Annotated in this window: 27 protein-coding genes and 2 other annotated features (1 of these 29 only partly in view); of the genes, 3 read left to right on the forward strand and 24 right to left on the reverse strand. The window is 39.0% G+C overall.

Translation table 11 applies throughout. The annotated features are described in order from the left end of the window. Positions 1-2 (reverse strand) — a sequence feature (ribosomal protein L10 leader region) (it extends 145 nt beyond the left edge of the window). A 61-nt stretch (positions 3-63) separates the two neighbouring features. From rplA to ACIQLB_RS13590, 21 genes are all read right to left on the reverse strand, one after another. After that, positions 64-762, reverse strand: a complete 699-nt coding sequence (gene rplA, locus ACIQLB_RS13490) for a 50S ribosomal protein L1 (RefSeq protein WP_400726404.1) — start codon at positions 760-762, stop codon at positions 64-66. A 119-nt stretch (positions 763-881) separates the two neighbouring features. Continuing rightward, the gene (gene rplK, locus ACIQLB_RS13495; RefSeq protein WP_004233593.1) at positions 882-1,307 is read right to left on the reverse strand and encodes a 50S ribosomal protein L11; all 426 of its coding nucleotides are present in this window, start codon (positions 1,305-1,307) and stop codon (positions 882-884) included. A 226-nt stretch (positions 1,308-1,533) separates the two neighbouring features. Further along, on the reverse strand, positions 1,534-2,067 hold the full coding sequence (gene nusG / locus ACIQLB_RS13500) for a transcription termination/antitermination protein NusG (RefSeq protein WP_049662801.1): 534 nt from the start codon (positions 2,065-2,067) through the stop codon (positions 1,534-1,536). A 379-nt stretch (positions 2,068-2,446) separates the two neighbouring features. Continuing rightward, the gene (gene secE / locus ACIQLB_RS13505; protein ID WP_053596042.1) at positions 2,447-2,632 is read right to left on the reverse strand and encodes a preprotein translocase subunit SecE; all 186 of its coding nucleotides are present in this window, start codon (positions 2,630-2,632) and stop codon (positions 2,447-2,449) included. Positions 2,633-2,680: 48 nt separating this feature from the next. After that, on the reverse strand, positions 2,681-2,827 hold the full coding sequence (rpmG, locus tag ACIQLB_RS13510; protein ID WP_082337404.1) for a 50S ribosomal protein L33: 147 nt from the start codon (positions 2,825-2,827) through the stop codon (positions 2,681-2,683). A 76-nt stretch (positions 2,828-2,903) separates the two neighbouring features. Beyond that, positions 2,904-3,551, reverse strand: coding sequence for an RNA polymerase sporulation sigma factor SigH (gene sigH / locus ACIQLB_RS13515; protein ID WP_053482827.1), 648 nt, complete (start codon positions 3,549-3,551; stop codon positions 2,904-2,906). A gap of 68 nt (positions 3,552-3,619) precedes the next feature. Next, positions 3,620-4,132: an NYN domain-containing protein gene (locus ACIQLB_RS13520; protein ID WP_400726725.1), complete on the reverse strand. Its 513-nt coding sequence runs from the start codon at positions 4,130-4,132 to the stop codon at positions 3,620-3,622. 2 nt (positions 4,133-4,134) lie between these two features. After that, positions 4,135-4,887: a 23S rRNA (guanosine(2251)-2'-O)-methyltransferase RlmB gene (gene rlmB, locus ACIQLB_RS13525; RefSeq protein ID WP_400726411.1), complete on the reverse strand. Its 753-nt coding sequence runs from the start codon at positions 4,885-4,887 to the stop codon at positions 4,135-4,137. Continuing rightward, entirely contained in the window at positions 4,887-5,306 is a 420-nt protein-coding gene (locus tag ACIQLB_RS13530; protein WP_400726414.1) for a Mini-ribonuclease 3, read from the reverse strand. The genes rlmB and ACIQLB_RS13530 overlap by 1 nt, the downstream gene beginning before the upstream one ends. A 5-nt stretch (positions 5,307-5,311) precedes the next feature. Next, positions 5,312-6,712, reverse strand: a complete 1,401-nt coding sequence (cysS, locus tag ACIQLB_RS13535) for a cysteine--tRNA ligase (RefSeq protein WP_400726417.1) — start codon at positions 6,710-6,712, stop codon at positions 5,312-5,314. Next, entirely contained in the window at positions 6,709-7,359 is a 651-nt protein-coding gene (gene epsC / locus ACIQLB_RS13540) for a serine O-acetyltransferase EpsC (RefSeq protein ID WP_400726420.1), read from the reverse strand. The genes cysS and epsC overlap by 4 nt, the downstream gene beginning before the upstream one ends. 199 nt (positions 7,360-7,558) lie before the next feature. Further along, positions 7,559-7,777, reverse strand: a binding site (T-box leader). Positions 7,778-7,827: 50 nt separating this feature from the next. Then, on the reverse strand, positions 7,828-9,288 hold the full coding sequence (gene gltX / locus ACIQLB_RS13545; protein ID WP_400726423.1) for a glutamate--tRNA ligase: 1,461 nt from the start codon (positions 9,286-9,288) through the stop codon (positions 7,828-7,830). Between the two features lie 91 nt (positions 9,289-9,379). Continuing rightward, a complete protein-coding gene (ispF, locus tag ACIQLB_RS13550; RefSeq protein ID WP_370044013.1) occupies positions 9,380-9,856 on the reverse strand; it encodes a 2-C-methyl-D-erythritol 2,4-cyclodiphosphate synthase in 477 nt (158 codons plus the stop codon). Between the two features lie 276 nt (positions 9,857-10,132). After that, a complete protein-coding gene (ispD, locus tag ACIQLB_RS13555; protein ID WP_400726729.1) occupies positions 10,133-10,825 on the reverse strand; it encodes a 2-C-methyl-D-erythritol 4-phosphate cytidylyltransferase in 693 nt (230 codons plus the stop codon). A gap of 12 nt (positions 10,826-10,837) precedes the next feature. Further along, complete coding sequence (locus tag ACIQLB_RS13560; RefSeq protein WP_400726426.1) at positions 10,838-11,923, reverse strand: PIN/TRAM domain-containing protein; 1,086 nt, start codon at positions 11,921-11,923, stop codon at positions 10,838-10,840. A 527-nt stretch (positions 11,924-12,450) separates the two neighbouring features. Then, a complete protein-coding gene (gene radA, locus ACIQLB_RS13565; RefSeq protein ID WP_400726429.1) occupies positions 12,451-13,827 on the reverse strand; it encodes a DNA repair protein RadA in 1,377 nt (458 codons plus the stop codon). Between the two features lie 480 nt (positions 13,828-14,307). Then, positions 14,308-16,752 (reverse strand): ATP-dependent Clp protease ATP-binding subunit, encoded by a 2,445-nt coding sequence (locus ACIQLB_RS13570; protein WP_400726432.1) that lies wholly within the window; start codon positions 16,750-16,752, stop codon positions 14,308-14,310. Next, positions 16,742-17,851 carry a protein-arginine kinase McsB gene (mcsB, locus tag ACIQLB_RS13575; protein ID WP_400726434.1) on the reverse strand — a complete coding sequence of 370 codons (1,110 nt, stop codon included), beginning with the start codon at positions 17,849-17,851 and terminating at the stop codon, positions 16,742-16,744. The genes ACIQLB_RS13570 and mcsB overlap by 11 nt, the downstream gene beginning before the upstream one ends. Continuing rightward, positions 17,848-18,396 carry a UvrB/UvrC motif-containing protein gene (locus tag ACIQLB_RS13580; RefSeq protein ID WP_370043903.1) on the reverse strand — a complete coding sequence of 183 codons (549 nt, stop codon included), beginning with the start codon at positions 18,394-18,396 and terminating at the stop codon, positions 17,848-17,850. The genes mcsB and ACIQLB_RS13580 overlap by 4 nt, the downstream gene beginning before the upstream one ends. 14 nt (positions 18,397-18,410) lie before the next feature. Continuing rightward, complete coding sequence (locus ACIQLB_RS13585; protein WP_053482840.1) at positions 18,411-18,881, reverse strand: CtsR family transcriptional regulator; 471 nt, start codon at positions 18,879-18,881, stop codon at positions 18,411-18,413. 282 nt (positions 18,882-19,163) lie between these two features. Beyond that, on the reverse strand, positions 19,164-19,469 hold the full coding sequence (locus tag ACIQLB_RS13590) for a magnetosome magnetite crystal formation protein family (protein WP_400726439.1): 306 nt from the start codon (positions 19,467-19,469) through the stop codon (positions 19,164-19,166). A 120-nt stretch (positions 19,470-19,589) separates the two neighbouring features. On the opposite strand from ACIQLB_RS13590, the gene ACIQLB_RS13595 reads away from it, so the two are divergent. Then, complete coding sequence (locus ACIQLB_RS13595; protein ID WP_400726442.1) at positions 19,590-20,273, forward strand: class I SAM-dependent methyltransferase; 684 nt, start codon at positions 19,590-19,592, stop codon at positions 20,271-20,273. Positions 20,274-20,327: 54 nt separating this feature from the next. Then, the gene (gene corA, locus ACIQLB_RS13600; RefSeq protein ID WP_400726445.1) at positions 20,328-21,287 is read left to right on the forward strand and encodes a magnesium/cobalt transporter CorA; all 960 of its coding nucleotides are present in this window, start codon (positions 20,328-20,330) and stop codon (positions 21,285-21,287) included. Positions 21,288-21,413: 126 nt separating this feature from the next. Here the strand turns inward: corA and ACIQLB_RS13605 are convergent, their stop codons facing one another. Further along, positions 21,414-21,623 carry a hypothetical protein gene (locus ACIQLB_RS13605; RefSeq protein ID WP_400726448.1) on the reverse strand — a complete coding sequence of 70 codons (210 nt, stop codon included), beginning with the start codon at positions 21,621-21,623 and terminating at the stop codon, positions 21,414-21,416. 296 nt (positions 21,624-21,919) lie between these two features. On the opposite strand from ACIQLB_RS13605, the gene ACIQLB_RS13610 reads away from it, so the two are divergent. Beyond that, positions 21,920-23,230: a protoglobin domain-containing protein gene (locus ACIQLB_RS13610; RefSeq protein WP_400726451.1), complete on the forward strand. Its 1,311-nt coding sequence runs from the start codon at positions 21,920-21,922 to the stop codon at positions 23,228-23,230. A gap of 48 nt (positions 23,231-23,278) precedes the next feature. On the opposite strand, the gene ACIQLB_RS13615 is transcribed toward ACIQLB_RS13610, so the two are convergent. Then, entirely contained in the window at positions 23,279-23,758 is a 480-nt protein-coding gene (locus ACIQLB_RS13615) for an acyl-CoA thioesterase (protein ID WP_400726454.1), read from the reverse strand. Between the two features lie 67 nt (positions 23,759-23,825). Further along, positions 23,826-25,253: an aldehyde dehydrogenase family protein gene (locus ACIQLB_RS13620; RefSeq protein ID WP_400726457.1), complete on the reverse strand. Its 1,428-nt coding sequence runs from the start codon at positions 25,251-25,253 to the stop codon at positions 23,826-23,828. Positions 25,254-25,272: the final 19 nt, after the last annotated feature.

Here is a 25,272-nt window from a genome sequence, read left to right on the forward strand (position 1 = left end):
ACAACAGCAACCATCTTATCATAGATAGACAGTGCCGTCAACAGATTTACATAAAAACTTTAATTACTTTACTACTACGCTTGAAGCGTCAACTTTAAGAGCTGGACCCATTGTAGTTGTAACGTTTACAGATTTCATGTAAGTACCTTTAGCTGCAGCAGGTTTAGCTTTTTGCACTACATCAAATACAGTTAAGAAGTTTTCTACTAATTTTTCTGTAGAGAAAGAAACTTTACCGATAGGTGCGTGGATGATACCAGCTTTATCAGCACGGTATTCTACTTTACCAGCTTTAATTTCTGCGATAGCTTTTGTTACATCGAAAGTAACTGTACCAGTTTTAGGGTTTGGCATTAAACCTTTAGGTCCTAATACACGACCAAGTTTACCAACTTCACCCATCATGTCAGGAGTTGCAACGATTACATCGAAATCGAACCAACCTTGTTGGATTTTTTGGATGTATTCTGCATCGCCTACATAGTCAGCACCAGCTGCTTCAGCTTCTTTAAGTTTTTCACCTTTAGCGAATACTAATACGCGTTGAGTTTTACCAGTACCGTTTGGTAACACTACTGCACCACGGATTTGTTGGTCGTTTTTACGAGTATCGATTCCTAGACGGAAAGCAACTTCTACAGTAGCATCGAAGTTCACTGTGCTAGTTTTTTGAGCAAGTTCGATTGCTTCTTGAGCACCATATAGTGCGTTACGGTCGATTAATTTTGCTGCATCTTGCAGTTTTTTACCTTTTTTAGCCATTATATAATTCCTCCTTGATTGTGGTTATAGCGGATTTTACCTCCCACGAATAAAGGTTGCGCGTTCACAAAGAAACTCCGCAACCTTCCAAAAAACAAATACATCATCAAGTAATGGGATTAGTCTTCGATAACAATACCCATGCTTCGTGCAGTACCTTCAACCATTAACATAGCAGCTTCTACTGAAGCAGCGTTAAGGTCTGGCATTTTAGTTTCAGCGATTTCGCGAACTTTATCACGTTTAACCGTTGCCACTTTTTTACGATTTGGTTCACCAGATCCAGATTGGATACCAGCTGCTACTTTAAGTAGTACCGCTGCAGGTGGAGTTTTTGTAATGAAAGTGAATGAACGATCTTCGAATACTGAAATTTCAACTGGAATAATAAGACCAGCTTGGTCTGCAGTACGCGCATTGAATTCTTTACAGAATCCCATGATGTTCACACCCGCTTGACCTAATGCAGGACCAACCGGTGGTGCTGGGTTTGCTTTACCAGCAGGGATTTGAAGTTTAACAACTTTAATAACTTTTTTAGCCACGAGACACACCTCCTTAAGTCCGTGATGTGGTAATTGGGTTGCCCCTCCCACTCAATATCTGTCTGTCAGCTAAGTGCCGATAACATTAAAATTATCAATACAGACGTCAAACCAAAGTATGACAATCTGACCTAGAAATGATACCACTTTTAATTTTTTTAAGCAAGTGGTAATTAATAAAATCTGCGACATACGTCTTATACATATGTCACTTTAGTTACTAGAACTACATTTTTTGTATTTGCTCAAAATCTAGTTCCATAATTGTTTCGCGACCAAACATATCGACAGAAACTTTCACTTTTCCTTTTTCAGTATCAATTTCTTCAACACGTCCTTGGAAGTGAGCAAAAGGCCCTTCTAATACTTCTACTGCTTCTCCAACAGAAATATCAATCTCGACAATTTTATCAGTCATTCCCATTTGCTGAAGTAGACGATCCGCTTCTTCAGGTAACAAAGGTGTTGGCTTTGCACCACCACCAGATGAACCGATAAAGCCAGTTACACCTGGCGTATTACGTACAACATACCACGAATCATCTGTCATAATTAGCTCTACTAAAACATAACCAGGGAAAACTTTACGCATCATAGTACGCTTTTTCCCATCCTTCATTTCTGTTTCTTCATGTTCAGGTACAATAACACGGAAAATCTTATCTTGCATACCCATTGTTTCTACACGTTTCTCTAGGTTTGCTTTTACACGGTTCTCATATCCTGAATACGTATGAACAACATACCAATTTTTCTCCATAACTACTAGGACTTTTCGTCCGTCCCTCCCTTACAAATAAAAGTGAAAATGAATCTAATGCTAAGTGCATTCTTTACTCTTTTCACAAACTGCTTATTAGAAAAACATAGCTTCCGCTAATAGCTAGCGAAAGCCCGATGATATATACCAAATCTAGCATAGTCATCTATTGCTACCCTCATACTATCCCTAGTAGCATACTTACCATATTGAGAATATTTTATTGCTGTTCATTTCTTCAATTTCGCCTTGGCGTAATTGTTGCTGACGCTTCGCTTTCGCACAAAAAACATTTGCTGAATGAAGATAAAACAAACGAAAAAACCCGTTTATTGTAATGACGGGCTATTTCAGAAGTATTAACATGCTATTTACTAAATTATAACTCTAAATACCAGCGGAATAATGATGAAATGCCTAAGTCTACTAACACAAAAAATAAAGCCATAATTACAACAGTTGAAATTACAACGACTGTATATTTCGTCAGTTCTTTACTTTTTGGCCAGCTTGTTTTGCGCATTTCCGACATTACATTGCTGAAAAAGCCTTTAATCTTGCCCATTCTAGCCTAACCTCCGAATCAATCATATCTGTCTATTTACAAATTATTTTATAGCGTTTGTTTATGCACTGTATGTTCATTGCAATGCGAGCAAAATTTCTTTAATTCGAGGCGTACGGTTGAATCTCCCTTAGCTGGAAACGTATAATTTCTCGATCCGCATTTTTCGCAATTTAGAACGACTTTTTTTGCCATATAATCACCTTTTCGGCTCTTTGTCTTTTCCAGACTAACACCTATATTTGTCAATGTCAATAAAGGCATACAACCGCTAAGACATTTCTTCGAGAACTAAATGTCGCTCTAATTTACGCTTTACTCGTTGTAAAGCATTGTCAATAGACTTCACATGACGATCTAATTTCGCGGAAATTTCATGATAAGACTGTCCATCTAAGTAAAGAGCTAACACTTGTAGCTCCAATTCACTTAAAATCTCACCCATCTTTTCTTCTAAGTAGTCAAATTCTTCTCTATGAATCATTAATTCTTCCGGATCATCCATAATAGCACCGGTTAACACATCCATTAATGTACGATCTGACTCCTCATCAAAAATAGGCTTGTCCAAAGAAACGTAAGAATTTAGTGGTATATGCTTTTGTCTTGTAGCTGTTTTAATAGCCGTAATAATCTGTCTTGTAATACATAGTTCAGCAAAAGCTCGAAAAGAGGCAAGCTTATCTCCCTTAAAATCGCGAATGGCTTTATATAAACCAATCATGCCCTCCTGGACAATGTCTTCCTTATCTGCACCAATTAAAAAATAAGATCTAGCCTTCGCTCTCACTAACAAACGGTATTTCGTAATTAAATAATCCAACGCATCTGTATTACCTTGATGCACCATTTCAATAAGTTCTTCATCATTGAATCGTTCAAAATCTTGTGTCACTTGTACAATACTATTTTTAAACATGGTATCACCTCAGCCACAACAGATAATTAGGAACAGTATAACTGAATTGGAAAATATGCGTCAATCAATCATTTCAAACCACGCCGCCATTTTTCGAAGGCCAAAGCAACTTCGGGCTTTAGCTCTATGCGAGAAGGCGGCTTGCTATCCTGTTTTCGTTTCACATCATGAGAAATTTTATGCTGGATAATACCCATCTCAATTTCTAGCTCTCTTGCCGATTTTCGCAGAGCACCATTACCAAAAATAACATTTTGCTCTGCCATATCAGAGGTTGCTACGTGAATCTGTACATTTCTAGCTTTTAGTTCGTGCGTCATTTTTTCAATACGTTCATCTGCTGTTTCGTTTTTCCGTGTATAAATGATTTCGACATCATTTTCTAAATAAGTTTGCTCCACACCCGGTACAAGGTGTGCGTCAAAAACTATAATTACGCGCCACCCGATAGCTGCCTTATACTCAGCCATAAGCTCAATTAATCTTCTACGGGCATCTTCAAAATTTGTATCTCGTAATGGCCGTAGCTCTTTCCAAGCTCCTATCATATTATAGCCATCAACAAGCAAAATGTCGTTCATTGTCAATCATTCGCTTCTTGACGTTTACGATACACTTCGTACATTAAGAGTGCAGCAGCTACCGATGCATTTAATGATGTGACATGCCCAACCATCGGTAAATGATATAAAAAGTCACATTTCTCTTTTAATAAGCGGCTCATTCCTTTGCCCTCACTACCAATAATAATCGCAAGCGGCAATGTTGCATCCATTTTACGATAGTCTGCAGAACCTTTGGCATCTGTACCTGCAATCCATACCCCTCGTTCTTTTAGCTCATCTACCATCTGCGCTAGGTTATTTACACGCACAACAGGTACATGCTCAATCGCTCCAGTTGATGCCTTTGCCACTACAGCTGTCAAACTCACAGATCGGCGCTTCGGAATAATAATACCGTGCGCACCTATTGCATCAGCAGTTCGCATAATAGAGCCTAGATTATGCGGATCCTCTAGCTCATCCAAAATTAAGAAGAATGGATCTTCTTGTTTTTTTGCCGCCGCAGCAAATAAATCCTCTAGCTCTGCATATCTATATGCTGCAACAGAGGCAACTATTCCTTGGTGATTGGCATCTGATAATTGATCCACCTTTTTTTTCGGGACAAATTGAACGATGACTCCACGTTCTCGTGCTAAATCTAGAAGTTCATTAACCCCTGACTTTTTCACACCTTCTGCAATCCATACTTTATTCATATCGCGGCCTGAACGAAGTGCTTCTAACACTGGGTTTTTACCGGCAATAATTTCACCATTTTGCTCTGCCATTAATTCGACACTCCTTGCGATTCCTCGATTATTTGAATAGCGTATGCAATGATTGCATAAACGCGTTCTAATTCATTTAATAAATATAAACTACCAAGCACAGCCTCAAAGCCTGAGCTATTACGGTATGTTTGAACATCTGTATTTTTTGGCACAGAGCCGGATTTGGCATTGCGTCCACGACGGAACACAGCCAACTCCTCCTCTGTTAAAAAGCCTTCATCCATCATTCGATGTACAATCATAGATTGCGCTTTCGCTGATACGTAACGTGTCGCTTCTCTATGAAGTGTATTAGGTTTGACACGGCCGGCACGTAGCAAATGCTCTCGAATCTTTTGTTCTAACACCGCGTCTCCCATATAGGCTAACGCTAATGCATTCAATTGCTTAACATCTTCGTTGCGGAGTTTATCCAAGTTACTTACCCTCGTTTCCATCTAGTTCCTTGTCGCGTATCTTCTAAAATGATACCTTGCGCTTGCAAATGGTCACGAATTTCATCTGAACGAGCAAAATCACGATTTTTTCGCGCTTCTACACGTTCCTGCAAAAGTGCTTCAATTTCTTCATCTAATAACTCTTCTTCTTTTGCGAATTCAATACCTAAGACGTCACCTAACACCTCAAAAGTTTCAGTAAAACTCAATAATACTTTTTCATCAGTATTCGTTTCATTTAAATAAATATTGGCGATACGTGCTAATTCAAATAATACAGAAATAGCATTAGCTGTATTAAAGTCATCATCCATTGCTTCTTCAAATTGAGCTTTTTGTTCAGCAATTTTTTCAAGCCATTCTTCTGAGTGATCGCCTAAGCTCGCCGTTGCTGTTAAACGGTGTTTCACATTGTTGTAGGCAGTACGAATTCGTTCTAACCCATTTGCGGCTGCATCTACTAAATCCTTTGCAAAGTTAATCGGATGACGATAGTGCACAGAAAGCATAAAGAAGCGTAAAACTTGTGGGTCAATTTGTTTACGAATATCATTAACGAGTATAAAATTACCAAGGGATTTGGACATTTTTTCATTATCAATATTAATATACCCATTGTGCATCCAATAACGCGCAAATGTTTTATCATTATGAGCCTCAGATTGTGCAATTTCATTTTCATGATGCGGGAATGTTAAATCTTGCCCACCAGCATGAATATCAATAGTATCTCCTAGATGCTCACGTGCCATTACTGAGCATTCAATATGCCAACCTGGACGTCCTTTGCCCCAAGGACTTTCCCAGTAAATTTCACCTGGCTTCACAGCTTTCCAAAGAGCGAAATCTAACGCATCATCTTTTTTCTCGCCTGCTTCTATACGAGCACCAATTTTTAAATCATCCACCGATTGGTGAGATAATTTACCGTAACCATTAAATTTACGAGTTCGATAATACACATCACCAGCTGACTCATAAGCATAGCCTTTATCGATTAAAACTTGAATGAATTGAATGATATCATCCATATGCTCTGTGACGCGTGGATGTACATCTGCTTTCTTGCAGCCTAGCGCTGTAACATCTTCAAAGTACGCGGCAATAAAGCGCTCCGTCAATTCATGAACTTCTTCTCCAAGTTCATTAGCAGCCTTAATAATTTTGTCGTCAACATCTGTGAAATTTGAAACAAATTTCACATCATAGCCTTTGTATTGGAAATAACGACGCACTGTATCGTAGACAATTACAGGACGTGAATTCCCAATATGAATGTAGTTATAAACTGTCGGGCCACAAACGTATATTTTAACTTTGCCTTCTTCCAGCGGTACGAAAGTTTCCTTTTGTCGTGTTAATGAGTTGAAAATTTGAATACTCATTGTGTTTCTCTCTCCTTTTGTAAGCGTTCGATTTCCTGATGCAATGCTGCAATCTGCTTCTCGAAAGCTTGACAACGTTCTTCTACAGGGTCAGGTATATTTTGATGGTCTAGTTTTTTCTCTAGACGAACTCCATCCTTAATCACTATTTTACCAGGAATACCGACAACTGTAGCATTTGGTGGCACTTCTTTTAAAACAACTGAGCCTGCACCAATTTTACTATTTTCACCAATAGTAATAGAACCTAAAACTTTTGCACCTGTTGCAACTAGTACATTATCCTCTAATGTCGGATGGCGTTTTCCCTTTTCTTTTCCTGTACCACCTAAAGTTACACCTTGATACAACGTTACATTATCACCAATCTCACATGTTTCACCAATGACAACGCCCATCCCATGGTCAATAAAGAAACGTCGACCAATTTTCGCTCCCGGATGAATTTCAATTCCAGTAAAGAAGCGACTAATTTGTGAAATGGTACGGGCTATAAAATAAAAACGCTTTTTAAAGAACCAATGGGCAACTCGATGTGACCAAGTAGCGTGCAGACCTGAGTATGTTAGTATAACTTCGAATACACTACGCGCTGCTGGATCATTCTCAAAAATTGTTTCTACATCTTCCTTCATTCTTTTAAACACAAAAGCTCCCCCTTTTCATTTTGATCTGCTTTGACCCTTTGAAAATTCCATACAAATCAACTGCATCCCTGGCCTTTGAAATACTATAGCTGACGTTGATTTCACCGCAGAGTAGTCGAGCAGAATTCGGCGCATCCATCGCTTCAAGTCACATGTCCGAAAAATAAAAAAGCGCCCCTATCATCCCTAAAAAAGGAATGACAGAGACGCTAAATATGCGCGGTTCCACTCTGATTGAAGGCGAAAGCCTTCCACTCTGGACGTTCTGTAACGGGAACGAATCGATAAAGCCTACTTTTTGTTCAGCTCTATGCTCAAAGGTGCATTTCAGTTTTGCCTAGGCTCAGACCACTTTCAGCCGGTGATGGTCCTCTCTTTAGAGCATGCGTCACTTACTTCTCCTTATCAACGCTTTCTCAATTTAAATTCATTTTACAACGAACCAATAAATTGTCAATCATTTTCTACTTATTGCGCGAATTTTTCTACACGATCAATTGTTTTCTGTTTGCCAATTAAGCAAATCGCGTTAGGAAGTTCTGGACCATGCGTTTCACCCGTCGTTACAACACGAATTGGCATAAATAGATTTTTACCTTTGTGACCTGTTTCTTTTTGAACAGCTTTAATAGCCGCTTTGACAGTATCAGGCGTAAATTCCTCTAAACCTTCAAGCTGTGCTTTAAATGCAGCCATTACCTCAGGTACTTGCTCACCAGCTAAAACTGCTTTTGCTTCTTCATCATATTCAATATGATCGTTAAAGAATAGGCGAGATAGTTCTACAATTTCAGAACCAAAGCTCATTTGATCATGATAAAGTGCGATTAAATCTGTAGCCCATGCACGTTCTTCTTCTGTTAACTCTTCTGGTAATAAATCAGCTTTTTGTAAGTGTGGTAAAGATAATACCACTACTTCTTCTAAAGATAGTTTTTTAATGTACTGGTTATTCATCCAAGTAAGCTTTTGTTTATCGAACATAGATGGTGATTTTGAAAGACGTTTTTCGTCAAAGAGTTTAATAAATTCTTCTTTTGAGAAAATCTCTTCTTCCCCTTCAGGAGACCAGCCAAGTAATGCGAAGAAGTTGAACATCGCTTCAGGTAGGTAGCCTAAATCTTTATATTGTGTGACGAATTGAATAATTGATTCATCACGTTTTGATAATTTTTTACGGTTTTCATTAATGATTAATGTCATATGACCAAAGCGTGGATATTCCCAGCCGAATGCATCAAAAATCATCATTTGTTTTGGTGTATTCGATAAATGCTCTTCACCACGGAAAACATGCGAAATTTCCATAAAGTGATCATCTAGCACTACCGCATAGTTATACGTTGGGATACCGTTTGCTTTAACAAGAACCCAGTCACCAATATCTTTTGATTCAAATGCTACTTGTCCACGTACTAAATCTTCAAATTCATATGTTACATTTTCAGGTACGCGCATACGAATTGTATATGGTTCACCAGCAGCTTCTTTAGCCGCAACTTCCTCTGCTGATAAATGACGACAAGTACCATCATAAGTTGGAGCTGCAACACCTCGAGCTTTTTGTTCTTCACGAGACGCTTCTAATTTCTCAGAAGAACAGAAGCATTTGTAAGCTAAACCTTGCTCTAATAGCTTTTCAGCGTGCTCTTTATAAATATCAAGACGCTCCATTTGACGATAAGGTGCATATGGTCCACCAATATCGATCGACTCATCATATTCAATACCTAACCATTTTAAGTTATCTAGCTGAGATGCTTCTCCGCCCTCTACATTACGCTCAATATCTGTATCCTCAATACGTACAATGAATTTACCGTTATGATGTTTTGCATATAAATAGTTAAATAACGCTGTACGCGCTCCACCGATATGTAAGAAACCAGTAGGGGATGGCGCGTAACGAACACGAACTTCTTTCGCCATAATTAAAAGCCTCCTAATTTTTCGATCAAAAAATTGACTTTGTTCATTTTACCACTCTGTTACAGGAAATAAAAGCGCTGAGAGCCTGCTTTTATTTCTTAATCAATAGGATTGTCGCCATAGCAGCAATCCCTTCCTCGCGACCCGTAAAACCTAAACGCTCAGTTGTTGTTGCTTTAACATTCACTTGAGAAGGCTCTGCATGAAGCAATTCAGCAATTCGATTTTGCATTTGTTCAATATATGGCGCCATTTTCGGACGTTGTGCCATAATCGTACAATCCACATTACCTAAAACATAGCCCTTATCCTCAACAATCTTCCAGATATGCTCTAATAATTTCGCTGAATCGGCATCCTTGAACGCGGGATCTGTATCTGGGAAATGACGACCGATATCTCCCTCACCAATAGCCCCTAACGCTGCATCTGTTACAGTGTGTAATAAAACATCTGCATCTGAATGTCCCACTAACCCTTTTTCATGAGGAATTGTTATACCTCCAATAATTAATGGACGCCCTTCTTCAAATGCATGCACGTCAAATCCTTGTCCCACTCGAAACATATGATTTTGAGACTGTCTAATAAGATAAATAATATCCACCAACTGAAGCTCATTTACTTCAAAAAATACGCAGACTTAAAAAGCTTCTATTCAGCTTATAAGGCAGTCTCATTCACCTTCCTTCACTTTTATATTTACTCTATATTATACCCTCACATTTTAACATATTTCCTAGGAAATTGAGTTGGTAGTGAACAGTACTCTGAATTAATATTCGAGATAAATGTAAAATCTCATCAGCAAATTATAATGCTGATGAGATTTTTTAGTTTGCTATCATAATGTTTTCAAAGCACGTTTACGCAATATCGCTTCGCCGAAGACTAAATCCTCTTGCGTCGTCATCTTGACATTCTCATAGCTGCTTTCCACAATATGCACCTCATGACCGAGACGTTCAACAAGCATTGCTTCATCTGTGCCAAGGAAGCCTACCTTCTCAGCTACATCCTCTGCCTCTACAATCAAATTAAATTGAAATGCTTGTGGCGTTTGAATCATCCATAAACTTTCTCGATCAATAGTCTCTTCAATAACACCATTGCGTACTTTTTTCATCGTATCCTTCGCACGAACTCCCGCAATCGCAGCACCAAATTTATGCGCACTTTGTACAAGATTCGCAATAATGTCATGCATAATAAATGGACGTGCAGCATCATGCACAAGCACAATATCGACCTGCTTCATTTCTTTCATGCACGAATGGACGGAATGCTGTCGCTCTGCACCACCATCAGGTAAACCCTTAACTTTAGTAATTCCATACCTCTCTAGCATTTCTTGAATAAATACACGCTCTTCTGGCTTAACAGCAAGCCAAATACCAGTGCACTGGCTATCCTGTTCAAATACCTCCAGCGTGTGTATGAGGATCGGTTTTTCTAAAAGATTTAAAAATAACTTATTTTGCCCTGCACCCATTCGCTTTCCGCTTCCCGCAGCAGGCAACACTACTTCATATTGCACATTTCCCACTTCCTAGTCATCCTTTGGTTTAGCAAAAATCATACGACCTGCTGATGTTTGAAGAACACTTGTTACGGTTACCGTAATTGCCTGTCCTATATAGCTACGTCCACCTTCAACAACGATCATTGTGCCATCATCTAAATAAGCAACCCCTTGATTATGCTCTTTGCCATCTTTAATGACCATCACTTGCATATCCTCACCTGGAATAACGACAGGCTTTACTGCATTTGCTAAATCATTGATGTTTAGCACTTTAACGTGGTGAAGCTCACAAACTTTGTTAAGGTTAAAGTCGTTTGTAACAATTTGTGTATCGTTACCCCTTTTCTTTGCAAGACGTACCAGCTTTAAGTCAACCTCTTGCACATCCTCAAAGTCCTCTTCAGTAATCTCAACCTTCGTCGTACGCTCATCTTGTAATTTCTTTAAAATATCTAAACCACGACGACCTCTTGTACGCTTTAATGTATCCGAAGAATCAGCAATATGCTGGAGCTCAGTAAGGACAAATTGGGGTACAACTAGTGTACCTTCTATAAAGCCGGTTTCAGAAATATCTGCAATACGGCCATCAATAATAACACTAGTATCTAACAGTTTATAGTTTCCTCGTGCTTCTTGTGGCTCTACACCTTCCGTTAATTTTTTCTTCGTATTGTTACCACGTAATGTAAATAGCTGGATTAATTCATCTCGCTTTTTAAAGCCTACACGGAACCCTAAATATCCAAGCACAAATGACAGTATAATTGGTAAAACCTTTGTAAATTTCGGTAAATCAATACTATCAATTGCAAACCCTAAGAAATAAGCAACGATTAGCCCGATAATAAGTCCCAGTGTACCAAATAATAAATCTCCAACAGGTACTTTAAATAGCACCTCTTCCATCCAACTAATAAGCCTTACGAAATAATCTGAAAAGGCAAACGATAGTGTAAACAGTAAAAGCGCTCCTAAAGCTACTGATACGTAGGGATTATCAAGCCAAGGATTAGATGATAAATGAAGCAATTCGTATAATGGCGGTAAGAAAACAAGGCCTAATGCTCCTCCAATCAGTAAAAAAGCAATTTGAACAAATTTTTTCATAAACTGTCACCTCCCATTTTTAATATATAATTATACATAGTTTACTGTAGAAAATCTTTTATGAACCCATCAAAGTATCGTTAAATTCTCTTCTTGTGATCGATCATTTCGATTCTAATGACAGAGAAAACCCATTACTGAAATCCTTCACACAAAAATTAGCATCGCTCTTTGGCATCCGCTTGGCATTAAACAAACTCTTTCACAGATATTATTTTAGACGCCATTTCCCCTCTTTGAGTTTCCTACCTCTTATCTATGAATTCCAAAAGCTAAATCTCTACTCTTGCAAATCAATTATGCCTCGGCATAATTGTGTCCGGAATCGGCTTTGTGCATGCAAAAAATCCTTTCCGATTTCCGTGATATCCGCCGGAGGCTTTGGGCCAACAGATGTTTTTGTAGATAAATTGCCACAGGACGTGGCGTTCTTAAACTGAGTTCCTTTATTTCAGCGTATGTTTGTATACCCGCTGAAATAAGTTAAAAGTGCATGTTAGAACATTGTCCAACATGCACAAGCTTATTTATAGCTCTCTAAAGCAAGCATTCAATGCATCCTTTATCGTTTCCACACCAACTATCTCAATACCTTGTGGGAAATCCCATCCACCGATATTCGAAGCCGGTATGAAGGCCCGTTTAAATCCGAGCTTTGCTGCTTCAATCACACGTTGTTCAATACGAGATACACGACGCACCTCGCCTGTCAAACCTACTTCCCCAATTAAGCAGTCCGTTGCTCTGACAGCTTGATCCTTAAAACTTGAAACGATGCTTGTTAACACCGCTAAATCAATTGCAGGCTCATCAAGCTTCACACCGCCAGCAACTTTAATATATGCATCCTGTGCCTGTAGCATGAGGCCCATTCGCTTTTCAAGGACTGCCATAAGCAGCTGCACACGATTTTGATCGACACCCGTTGCCATTCGTTTTGGATAATTAAAGCTTGTTGGTGTTACAAGCGACTGAATTTCAACTAGAATTGGCCGTGTACCCTCCATCGAGGCTACAATCGTTGACCCTGCCGCCCCCTGTGAACGCTCCTGTAAAAACAACTCAGAGGGGTTTAACACTTCCTTTAAGCCCCCTTGAAGCATTTCAAAGATAGCTATTTCGTTCGTAGAGCCAAAGCGGTTTTTTTGGCTGCGTAAAATACGGTGATTATGATGTCGTTCTCCTTCAAAATACAATACCGTATCAACCATATGCTCCAAAATACGTGGCCCTGCAATTTGTCCCTCTTTTGTTACATGTCCCACTAAAAAAATTGCAATTCCCTTTGTTTTTGCAATTCGCATAAGTTCTGCGGTACATTCACGCACTTGTGATACACTACCAGGTGCACTCGTTACCTCTGGATGAAAAACAGTTTGAATAGAATCGACAATAACGAACTTTGGCTGCACATCGTCAATAGTCTGATTTAAAAACTCTAAATTCGTCTCAGAATATATATATAGCTCCTGTGATACCACTCCTAAACGTTCTGCACGTAGCTTTGTTTGACGGATAGATTCCTCACCAGAAATATAGAGCACACGATGTCCCTTATTCGATAGCAACGCAGATACTTGTAATAATAACGTCGACTTCCCAATCCCAGGATCTCCCCCAATTAACACAAGAGAACCCGGCACGATGCCGCCACCTAACACTCGGTTAAGCTCACCCATTTCTGTTGCCACTCGTGATTCCTCAGCAGCTTCAATCTGCATAATAGGGAGAGCCTTTTGGGTAACCGTAGCAGAATGTTGGAATGCCCCACGTGGCCCTTTGGCAACGACCTCCACCTCTTCAACCATCTTATTCCATTCTCCACACCCTGGGCATCTTCCCATCCATTTCGCAGATTCATAGCCACAGCCCGAGCATACAAATTTCGTTTTTTTCTTCGCCAAAATGCCTTCACCTCGAATATTTGTTCTTATATTTATTATTGTACATAAAAAAAGACAGCTTGGCACTTAAAGCCTTGCTGTCTTAATCAATTATGCCTCGGCAAATTGCGTCCGGAATCGGCTTTGTGCTTAGGCCTGCACGAGGGCCGACACGATGTCGGTCATTTCGGTAATGCCACAGGACGTGGCATTATTACCGATGCAGGTCAGTTAGCCGTTATCGCATGGATGCGATGATCTTAGACTAACGTCCTCAAAGAACTCCTTTCCGATTCCGTGACATCCGCCGGAGGCTTTAGGCCAACACGATGTTGGTCACTCAGGCGTTTTCACAGGATGTGAAGGTCTTAGCCTGAGTTCCTCTATTTCAGCGGGTATTTGGACACCCACTGAAAAGCAGCTTAAATCCTCATTCATCTCACCACCTATAGAGGTGGGAGACTTTTGCTGAAAAAAGTTAAATCGCATGCTGTGGAAGAATTATTTAGAAGTAGAAACTCCCTCTTTTTTCTTCACAACAAACTCATCATTCACGTAATCAATGATAACTTGGTTGCCCTTCTCTACATTGCCTTTTAGTAGTTCTTCCGATAAACGGTCTTCTACTTGTTTTTGCAATGCACGACGTAGTGGACGAGCACCGTATTGAGGATCGTAGCCTTCCTCTGCAATTTTCTCAAGAGCCGAATCCGTTAACTCTAACGAAATGTCTTGCTCTTTCAGACGTTTTGTTAATGCATTCGCCATCATTGCTACGATTTCTTTTAAATGTTCTTTTTCTAGTGAGTGGAAAACGATCATTTCGTCGATACGGTTTAAGAATTCTGGGCGGAATGCTTTTTTCAATTCCTCCAGCATAGTACCCTTCATATCTTTATACTTCGTATCAGTACTACCTACATTGAAACCAAGGTTTTTACGATATTTTAAAGCATCTGCACCAACGTTTGATGTCATAATAACAACCGTGTTGCGGAAATCTACCACTCGACCTTTAGAATCTGTTAAACGACCATCTTCAAGGACTTGAAGTAAGATATTGAAAACATCTGGATGAGCCTTCTCAATTTCATCTAGTAATACTACTGAATACGGTTTACGACGAACTTTTTCTGTTAGTTGACCGCCATCATCAAAGCCTACATAGCCTGGAGGTGAACCAACTAAACGTGAAGTCGAATGTTTTTCCATGTACTCAGACATATCAACGCGAATCATTGCGTCCTCATCGCCAAACATAACCTCAGCTAATGCTCTAGCAAGCTCTGTTTTACCAACACCTGTAGGACCTAAGAAAATAAATGAACCAATTGGTCGTTTCGGATCTTTCAAGCCAGCTCTTGCACGACGAATTGCGCGAGAAATCGCCTCCACTGCTTCTCCTTGACCTACAACTCGTTTGTGTAACTCTTCTTCAAGCTGTAATAACTTAGAAGATTCTTCTGAAGCAATTTTTGATACTGGAATTCCAGTCCACATAGATACTACCGCTGCTACATCATCCACAGTAACTTTTGATTCGGCTTTACCTTGTTCTTCCTTCCAATTTTTTCTCGTAGTTTCAATTTCATCTTTTAGCTTTTGCTCTGTATCTCTTAATGACGCTGCCTTTTCAAATTCTTGACCTGAAACAGCTGCATTCTTTTCAGAGCGCACATTTTCAAGCTTATCTTCAAGTGCCTTTAAGTTTGGTGGCACTGCGAATGAGCGTAAGCGTACTTTAGAACCCGCCTCATCGATTAAGTCAATCGCCTTATCTGGTAAGAAACGATCAGAAATATATCGGTCACTCATTTTTGCTGCCGCTTCAATTGCTTCATCTGTAATTTTCACACGGTGATGTGCTTCATAACGATCACGTAAGCCTTGAATAATTAGAATCGCTTCTTCTACAGTTGGCTCATCAACTTGAATTGGTTGGAAACGGCGTTCTAATGCCGCATCCTTCTCAATATATTTGCGATACTCATCTAGTGTCGTTGCACCAATACATTGAAGTTCGCCACGTGCTAAAGATGGTTTTAAAATATTTGACGCATCAATTGCACCTTCTGCACCACCTGCACCGATCAATGTATGCAATTCATCGATAAATAAAATAACATTTCCTGCTTGGCGAATTTCATCCATTACTTTTTTCAAGCGATCCTCAAACTCACCACGATATTTTGTTCCAGCGACAACTGTCCCCATATCAAGTGTCATAACACGTTTATCACGAAGAATTTCTGGCACTTCATTATTAATAATTTGCTGTGCTAAACCTTCAGCAATAGCTGTTTTACCAACACCTGGCTCCCCTATTAATACAGGGTTATTTTTTGTACGGCGGGATAGAACCTCGATAACACGTGTAATTTCCTTGCTTCGACCAATGACCGGATCTAGAGTGCCTTCACGAGCAATTTGCGTTAAATCACGCGCAAGGCTATCTAATGTTGGTGTATTGGCAGCCTGTGCAGCTTGTTGACCAGATTGAGCATTATCGTTATTGCCTAATAACAATAGCACTTGCTGACGAGCTTTATTCAATCCGACACCAGCATTATTTAATACACGGGCCGCTATACCTTCACCTTCACGAATAAGCGCTAGTAGTAAATGCTCTGTGCCGATATAGGAATGACCTAATTTACGTGATTCATCGACTGATAGTTCTATTACTTTTTTAGCTCGAGGTGTGTAATGGACTATTGGACCAACATCCTCTTTACCTTTCCCTACAAGCTCTTCAATACCTGCTTCAATCATTTGAGGACTAATATCAATTGCTTCTAATGCTTTTGCAGCAATACCGCCACCTTCACGGATAAGCCCTAATAGAATATGCTCTGTTCCAATTGATTCGTGTTTCCAACGAATTGCCTCTTCTTGTGCAAGCTGTAATACTTTTTGCGCGCGTTGTGTAAAACGATTAAACATCAAATGAATCCTCTCCTTTTCCCCGAATAATAGGCTTACTCATATTTTCTCGAGATAGTGCCTCACGAAGCATTTCAGCTCGTACGCGATCTCGCTCAGCAGGTGGCAAAACGTCCCCTGCATAATTCTGTAAAAATCCAGGCTGCATACTGACTACACATTCGTTTAATTTGGTCGCTTTAATACCTTCAATTAACTGTAAATCTACCCCTAAACGAACATTGGATAGACAGGTAGCAGCTTCTTCACTCGTTAAAATTCGAGCATGTGTTAAAGTACCTAAAGCACGGTACACACGGTCTTCTAAGGCTAGTTCTGCTTTTTCCATTAACTTACTTCTTGCATGCCGTTCTTTTTGAATTATTTTTTCAGCAACACTTTGGATGTCCGCTAAAATTTCATCCTCTGTTTTACCTAGTGTAATCTGATTTGACACTTGGTAAACATTCCCTATATTTTCGCTACCCTCTCCATAAATTCCTCTTACCGTCATTCCTAATCGCGTCATTGCATTCATGATTTGATTCATCTGGCCCGTAAGTGTAAGGGCTGGCAGGTGCATCATGACGGATGCTCGCAAACCAGTACCAATATTTGTCGGGCAACTTGTTAAATAACCAAATGTATCTCGAAATGCATAAGGCAAAGCTTTCTCTAAGGCACGATCTATTTTATTAGCCTGCTCGTAAGCCTTTTGAAGTTGAAAACTCGCCGTCATACATTGAATGCGTAAATGATCTTCTTCGTTCACCATTATGCTAGTTGATTCGTCATCAGATAAGAGCATGGAACCATCTCGCTCTTTCTTTGCAAGCTGAGGACTAATTAAATGTTTTTCTACAAGTATTTGACGCTGTAAAGACGTTAAATCTTTAATAGCAAAATATGAATAATTTTCTCGAAGTTCTGTACTGTCCTTTATTGCATGTGTAACTGCCTGTTCCACCTGTAATGCTTCATCCTCTGTAAAGGCTAATGGAAAACGATAACCATCTAAATTTCGAGCAAGGCGGATGCGTGTACTAATGACAATATCTGAATAATCGTCCTCCACACTCATCCACATTGGTGTAGCACGCTCTAAAAACGGTTCAATCATCACGACACATCACCACCTTCAAATTGTAGCTGCTTTTCAAGTTCCCTCACTTCATCACGAAGCTTAGCTGCCTCTTCAAATTGTTCTTCATCTACAGCAATCCTCATACGTTTACGAATATCTTCAATTTGCTTTTTGATGACATGAACATTATTTCGAGCACCGGGCATTTTCCCTATATGTTGAGGACCAGCCTGTATACGGTTAAAGAGCTTCGGTAAGTGCTCGCTAAAGGTGTCATAGCAGCTAGGGCATCCAAATTTACCTTCTTTTAAAAACTGTTTATACGTAAATCCACATTGTGGACATGTTTGCGGTTGTGGTTGTGCTTGTTGTTTTTCACCCACTTTTTGTTGCTGCCATGTAGGTGATCCAAACCAATTTGATAATAGCTGTTGAATAGATATTGGCTCTTGCTTAAATTCAGCATGAAATGGATGGAACTGCGAGGCGCAGACGTCACAATAATGGTGCTCCACCTTTTGACCACTTTGAACTTGTGTTACGGTAACTGTTGCATTACGCTGCTTACAATGTTCGCATATCATTTCCATCACCTCTTTTATTTTTGCTGTTCATATTTAATGGTTGTTAGCATCGCTCTTAAAATTTTGGCTCGAATGTTATCCCTTAACGGGAGTTGTAAATCGATAGTTGAGCGATCAACTGCTGCTAACATTATTTTCGCTTCTCGCTTTGAAATTACCTGCTCATCAATTAGTCGATAAACTAAATCTTCTGCCATTGTTTGCGATGCCCCACCGTCTATTTGCCTGAGGACATCATCGATTAGATCAATTTGTGAATTCGCGCGGACACGTAAAATTCGAATGTATCCACCACCACCACGTTTGCTTTCAACAAGGTACCCTCGTTCGGCAGTAAATCTTGTATTAATTACATAATTTATTTGTGAGGGCACGCATTGAAATTTATCTGCAATTTCACTACGTTTTATTTCAATATGCCCTTCTCCACCTAATTCAAGCACTTGCTTTAAGTAGCCTTCTATGATGTCTGATATATTACGCATTTTAGGAATACACCTCGCTTACTCCACTGACTTTGACTATCTTTGACTTTCTTTGAGTATATTATACAAAACGCTTGAAAATAATTGCAATTAATCCGCACACAGAAAAAAATAATCAATAATGCCGAGGCATACTTGCGTCCGGAATCGGCTTTGTGCGAAAGCGCAGTTAAGAACTCCTTTCCGATTTCCGTGACATCCGCCCTTAGCTATAAGATACCCTTTTCAGCAATAGAAAAAACGCAAGCATATGCAACTAGCATATACTTGCGTCTATAAAAATTATACCCAACGGCCAACAATTGGATAACGCCAAGACTCATCAGATAGAGCCTTCACAATACCGATAATTGGCGCAATAAAATACATAATGCCAAATACGATCAAGAACGGTATACCAATGAGTAGGAAGCTGAAAATACCCGAAATTGTAAGTAACACTATCATCACAACTTGAAACAATAAAGCTTGCACGGAAATACTCTTTACCTCTTCATCCGAGCCAATTAAGAAAAATATAATTGGTACTAACCATGGCGCAAAAAACGCACTTGCGTGTATGATTACCTTAGACCATTTAGTTTCCATTTATATCAACCCTTCCATTTAATTTTTTGTTTTATGTACTACTATTTACGGTACTTAGCCTTAAATAGTTTCAAATTTAAATTGGATTTAAAAATCTTTTTGAAAGGCATGTGATAATTGATGGAATTTAATAACACACTTGCAAACGAATACGAAAAAGGTATTCGTCGTACGCTACCTAGCTACGATGCCATGCTACGTTTAACACAAACCTTTTATCAATCTACATTACATGAGAAAGCTGAATTTTTAGTAGTTGGCTCCGGAAGCGGCAATGAAATTTTACAGCTCGCTGAGAAAAGACCTCATTGGTCATTTGTTGGCATAGATCCGTCAGAAGCGATGCTACACATAGCTAGCGATCGTTTAAAATCTCTACCTAATAATATTTCTTTATATCAAGGAACTATACTTGATACTCAGCTACCTGCAGTGAAGTTTGATGCAGCAAGCTGTGTATTAGTGCTTCATTTTATACAAGATGATCAAGAGAAGCTTGCAACATTAAAAGAAATAGCGAATAATTTAAAGCCCGGTGCCCCATTTGTCCTCGTCTCAAAATACGGGCAACCTGGTTCCTTAGAAACTGAGCTACAATTTGATTTATGGCGTGCTTATTGGCTACAGCATACAAAGCTATCACCATCAGACGTAGCGGAAATGGAGAAATCCATACGTTCTCTTTCATTTATGCGTGAAGAGGACATTTTATCACTATTACAGCAGGCAGGCTTTACAAAACCATCTAGGTTCTTTGCTACTACTTTGTTTGGCGGTTGGATATGTTTTAAAGAAAATATCTAGTGAAGATATATACACACCTGTTAGGATAGAATGAGCAGAATTGAGGTGAATGCTGTGATACGCACAATTGGAATTACAAAAGACCAAAAGCTTATAAAGGAATTTCCGCTTGAAGATATACACAAAAACGAATTTGAATGGTACTGGGTCGATTTTAATTGCCCGACCGATGAGGAAGAACTACTGTTAGATACATTTTTTCATTTCCATCCACTCGCTATAGAAGATTGTTTAATGCGTTTACAGCGGCCAAAGCTCGATTTTTATGATGATTTCCATTTCTTTGTTATCCAAAGAGTTAACGAAGAATTAACAGCTGAGGAAGTAAACATTTTTGTTTCTAATAAATTTATTGTCACATTTCATAAAAACATAGCACCGGAAATAGATCGAGTACAAATGATGTTAGAAAAGCAGCCAAAGAATTGGGAACGCGGCACAGTATATTTAACATACCAGGTAATCGATAAAATCGTTGATAGCTATTTCCCCCTTGTTTATAAGATTGAGGATCATTTAAATGCACTAGAAGATGAGCTTACCTATCAAAGTAACCCCAATGCTATGAAAGTTGTGTTTGAATTCCGTAGTGATTTGCTTGATCTACGACGCACCATTTTACCAATGCGTGATCTATTATATCGTATCCTTAACTCTTACCGATTTTCACTTAAGAAATCAGAACGAGCTTATTTCGGAGATATTTACGATCATCTGCTTAAACTCACCGAAATGATCGAATCCAATCGTGAGCTCACTGCTGATATGCGTGATAGCTATATGGCGATGAGCTCTAGTCGCATGAATGGCATCATGATGACCTTAACAATTGTTTCAACAATCTTTATTCCTCTAACATTTATTGCCGGTGTTTATGGAATGAATTTTGACTATATGCCAGAGCTACACGAAAAATATAGCTACTTTATTGTACTTGCAATTATGATTCTTATCGTTTTATTTATGTTGGGCGTCTTTAAACTTAAAGGATGGTTCGGTTTATTTAAATCTTAAAAGTGATGTTGCTATCACAATTCCTTTGGGACCAACGTCACAGATGAAGCCAAGCATTCCACCAATTATTCTTTTGTCCACAAGCTGAAGGCACCTTAGAGATTTTTCTAAGGTGCCTTTTCACTGTCAGTAAGGACCGCGATCATCAATTTTATGTTCGCCTTGCTGTGGAAATAAAAAGTATGCGAGTACCCCAGATACTAATGTTGCACAGATAGTAATTAATAGTTGATCTAAGTCTGGTACTTCAGCATAGTAGTTTCGTAACATGTAAACCGATCCAATTGCTACAATTACCATAACCGGAATGACAAATTTGAAACGCTTTTTCTCCATATAATACCTCCTCAAAGCTATTGTTACGTTCAACCTAAACAGTTCGTATTTTACAGGTTTCCTATTTCAAATTCAATTTACCTATTACCTTTTTAATAGTCTATTTCATGACTTTTAATCGACAATCATCTATAATACCTATAAAAAAATAAAGGAATAAACTAAAATTTTAACCAAATTTACTACAAAAAATAGTAGAATAGACTAAATACCATATATTTCGAAAAATCAACAAACTAAGCAATTCGATTTTTTATATACTTACTATGCATTTATAAAGAATGGAGCAAACAACAATGAGTTGGTTTACAAAAAAGAACGATTCTAGCTACTCAATTACATTAGCACCTGAAAATTATAAGAACAATGTACAATTGGATTTATCAAACCATCCCAGACTTCGAAAACAGTTGCAGCTTTTAGATTTAACAATTGAGGATTTAGCCATCATTAAACAACTACAGCCTTTAGCTAAAGATTTAGTTCCAGAAATGGTGGATCAATTTTATGCTGCCATTAGTTTGAGCCAAGATTTGTTAGATGTTATAAACAGAACGTCACAAATCGATCGTTTAAAAGTTACTTTACATAAGCATCTAAGTGATATTTTCGAAAGTCATATTAATAACTCTTATATCGATGAACGGAAGGCAATTGCCGAAACCCATGTTCGAATTGGTCTACAATCGAAGTGGTATATCGCCTCATTCCAGTCATTAACAACTACATTTACACGCTTTACAAATGAGTTAGACATATCGAAACATGATGCAATACGTGCTATCAATGCCTTCTGCAAAATCATTAACTTCGAGCAGCAGCTTGTAATCGAAGCCTATGAAAAAGAAGAGGAACGCATTCGCTCAGCAGCTGATGACACAAAACATGCACTTGTTACTACCATTCAAAAAACGGCAGAGGAACTCAATGGGATTAGCGAAGAAACAGCTGCTTCTTTATTAGTCATTTCTTCTCAAACGGACGATATCGCAGTAGCTACTAAGCAAGGCTTAACCTTCGTTGCTGATACACAGGAAAAATCCAGACGTGGACAGCAGCAGCTACAAGATCAAAATGATTTAATACAGGTTATTTTGCAAAGTGTAAACAGTCTCGAAGTTACGATGAACCAGTTACGTACATCTTCTCAAAAAATATCAGAAATTGTAGGGTTAGTTACAGGAATTGCCGATCAAACTAACTTATTAGCACTGAATGCTTCTATCGAGGCAGCCCGTGCAGGTGAGCATGGTAAAGGTTTTGCTGTTGTAGCAGAGGAAGTCCGTAAGCTTGCAGAAGAAACAAAAAATGCTGTACAAAATGTTTCTCATCTCATTAAAGAAACAGAAAGTAATATTACAACAATGTCGAATTCAGTTATTAACGTTGATCAAAAGATTCAACATAGCGTAGATACACAAAACAGTTTATCTAAATCATTTAATGATATCGCCGATGCTGTTTCTGGAATTCAACAGCAGTATGTAAATACATCAAGAGATATTTCAGCAATCTCTAACTTGATTACTGAACTGTCACAAGGGGCTACACTAGTTTCCTCTTCTTCCGATTCACTTATTAATGTGGTAAATGAGTTGAAAATGTAAGCGTAAAAAAGGGAAACTGACAGTATACGTCAATTTCCCTTTTTATTTTTAATGCGGTAATTCCCGTTTTTGTTTACGATGTTCTCTTCTTGCAGGGCCGGTTTCAAACAGACGTTTTTCAGCATCTGTTTCAGGAAAAATTGCAGGAACTGGCTTAGGTTTTCCGTCATCATCTACTGCAACCATCGTTACAAAGGATTCTGTCGTTAATTTTTCCTCACGAGTTTCAATGTTTCGTGAAATAACTCGAACGTAAACTTCCATTGAAGAACGCCCCGTTGACGAAACAATACTTTCAATTTCTAAAATATCCCCTACATGTGCTGCCGATAAAAAATCAACCGAATCAATAGAGGCTGTAACTACATGCCCTTTTGCATGCTTCATTGCTGTAATAGCAGCAATTTCATCAATATAAGCTAACACTCTTCCACCGAAAATGGAGTTGTGATTATTTGTATCTGGCGGTAATACGAGACGCGTTTGAACAGTACGTGACTGACCCATCGGTATTGCGTTGTTTGTCATAGTTCTTGCAACTTCCCTTCATGAATGTTCTTTCGTCATCGTATCGCAGAAAAAGAGCTGATGCAAATTAGAACGATTTCTTCATCGTAATAAATTTCATATCTGTCATTTCCTCAATTGCCCACTTAATACCTTCGCGTCCGTAGCCACTCATTTTCACGCCACCGTATGGCATATTATCAACCCTAAATGTCGGAATATCATTAATAATAACAGCACCTGCCTGTATTTCATCTGCTGCACGTAATGCATCTTGTAACACATTCGTATAAATTCCAGCATTTAAGCCAAGTTCCGACTCATTCACTAGTCGAATAGCGTCGTCTAATGTTTCATATGAAACAATTGAGACGATTGGCGCGAATGTTTCCTGACAAACAATTTTCATATCCGCCGTCACATTCGTCATAACAGTTGGCGTTAAAGTACGTTCCGTAAATGTTCCTCCTGTTGCAACTACTGCACCTTGTGACTTTGCCTCCTCAATCCATTGACGAATACGTTCAACTTCTTTTGGATTAATCATTGCACTAACATCCGTATTTGTATCTAGTGGATCACCTACCACTAATTTCTCTGTCTCAGCTACAAACGCCTTTGTAAATTCATCAATAATAGAGGAGTGTACATAAATACGTTGTAAGGAGATACAAACTTGTCCAGCAAAATTAAAGGCACCTCCGACACAACGTGAAATAATTTTATCAAATGGTGTCGATGGCTCAACAATTACTGCAGCATTGGAACCAAGCTCCAAAGTGACTTTACGCAAGCCTACTTTTTCTTTAATGCTCAATCCAACCTTACCACTTCCCGTGAATGTCACCTTTTTCACAAGCGGGTGGGTCACAAGTGTATCACTTAACTCTCCACCACTACCTGTAATAATTTGAAGCACGCCATTAGGTAACCCCGCTTTTTGGAAAATTTCCGCCATCACGATCGAACTTAATGGTGTTTGCGTCGCTGGCTTTAAGACAACTGTGTTTCCGACCGCAAAAGCCGGACCTAATTTATGTGCCACTAAATTAAATGGAAAATTAAATGGTGCAATGGCTGAAATTACACCTAGAGGTTCTCGTTTTGTCCAGCCAATACGATCCCCTGCCCCGGGTGCAGCATCCATCGGTACCATTTCACCCTTTGCTTGCTTAGCTCCCTCCGCAGCAAATTGATAGGTTGCTATTGTGCGTTCTATTTCAATTAAACCTGCTGATATTGGCTTACTTGCCTCTAAAGCCAAGATTTCAGCTAATTCCTCTTTACGCTGGCGCATAATGTCAACCACTTTATATAATATTTCGGCACGCTCGTAGGCTGTTGTTTTTTTAAACGTTTGGAATGCCTCCTGTGCACCTTCTATTGCTTGCTCAACGTCAGAAATTGACGCCTTAGCTACCTTTGCAATAGCCTCACCACTATAAGGTGATTTCAACTCATATGTTGCCATTGCGTTCTGCCACTGGCCATTAATCCAAAGTTTTGTTTCCTTCATCCTTCAAAAGCACCTCCAA

It is taken from the genome of Lysinibacillus sp. NPDC092081 (genome assembly GCF_044755845.1).
In the GTDB taxonomy this organism is placed as follows: domain Bacteria; phylum Bacillota; class Bacilli; order Bacillales_A; family Planococcaceae; genus Lysinibacillus.

Coding starts and splice junctions, on each gene's coding strand:
- ACIQLB_RS13595 (WP_400726442.1), top strand. CDS start 19,590: ATGGAATTTAATAACACACTTGCAAACGAATACGAAAAAGGTATTCGT.
- ACIQLB_RS13520 (WP_400726725.1), bottom strand. CDS start 4,132: ATGAACGACATTTTGCTTGTTGATGGCTATAATATGATAGGAGCTTGG.
- cysS (WP_400726417.1), bottom strand. CDS start 6,712: ATGAGTATTCAAATTTTCAACTCATTAACACGACAAAAGGAAACTTTC.
- rpmG (WP_082337404.1), bottom strand. CDS start 2,827: ATGGCAAAAAAAGTCGTTCTAAATTGCGAAAAATGCGGATCGAGAAAT.
- ACIQLB_RS13585 (WP_053482840.1), bottom strand. CDS start 18,881: ATGCGTAATATATCAGACATCATAGAAGGCTACTTAAAGCAAGTGCTT.
- ACIQLB_RS13610 (WP_400726451.1), top strand. CDS start 21,920: ATGAGTTGGTTTACAAAAAAGAACGATTCTAGCTACTCAATTACATTA.
- rplA (WP_400726404.1), bottom strand. CDS start 762: ATGGCTAAAAAAGGTAAAAAACTGCAAGATGCAGCAAAATTAATCGAC.
- ACIQLB_RS13605 (WP_400726448.1), bottom strand. CDS start 21,623: ATGGAGAAAAAGCGTTTCAAATTTGTCATTCCGGTTATGGTAATTGTA.
- ispF (WP_370044013.1), bottom strand. CDS start 9,856: ATGTTTCGAGTGGGACAAGGATTTGACGTGCATGCATTTGAAGAAGGG.
- ACIQLB_RS13620 (WP_400726457.1), bottom strand. CDS start 25,253: ATGAAGGAAACAAAACTTTGGATTAATGGCCAGTGGCAGAACGCAATG.
- nusG (WP_049662801.1), bottom strand. CDS start 2,067: ATGGAGAAAAATTGGTATGTTGTTCATACGTATTCAGGATATGAGAAC.
- ACIQLB_RS13560 (WP_400726426.1), bottom strand. CDS start 11,923: ATGAAAAAATTTGTTCAAATTGCTTTTTTACTGATTGGAGGAGCATTA.
- ACIQLB_RS13615 (WP_400726454.1), bottom strand. CDS start 23,758: ATGACAAACAACGCAATACCGATGGGTCAGTCACGTACTGTTCAAACG.
- rlmB (WP_400726411.1), bottom strand. CDS start 4,887: ATGGCAGAGCAAAATGGTGAAATTATTGCCGGTAAAAACCCAGTGTTA.
- gltX (WP_400726423.1), bottom strand. CDS start 9,288: ATGGCGAAAGAAGTTCGTGTTCGTTACGCGCCATCCCCTACTGGTTTC.
- ACIQLB_RS13590 (WP_400726439.1), bottom strand. CDS start 19,469: ATGGAAACTAAATGGTCTAAGGTAATCATACACGCAAGTGCGTTTTTT.
- sigH (WP_053482827.1), bottom strand. CDS start 3,551: ATGTTTAAAAATAGTATTGTACAAGTGACACAAGATTTTGAACGATTC.
- secE (WP_053596042.1), bottom strand. CDS start 2,632: ATGGGCAAGATTAAAGGCTTTTTCAGCAATGTAATGTCGGAAATGCGC.
- ACIQLB_RS13580 (WP_370043903.1), bottom strand. CDS start 18,396: ATGATATGCGAACATTGTAAGCAGCGTAATGCAACAGTTACCGTAACA.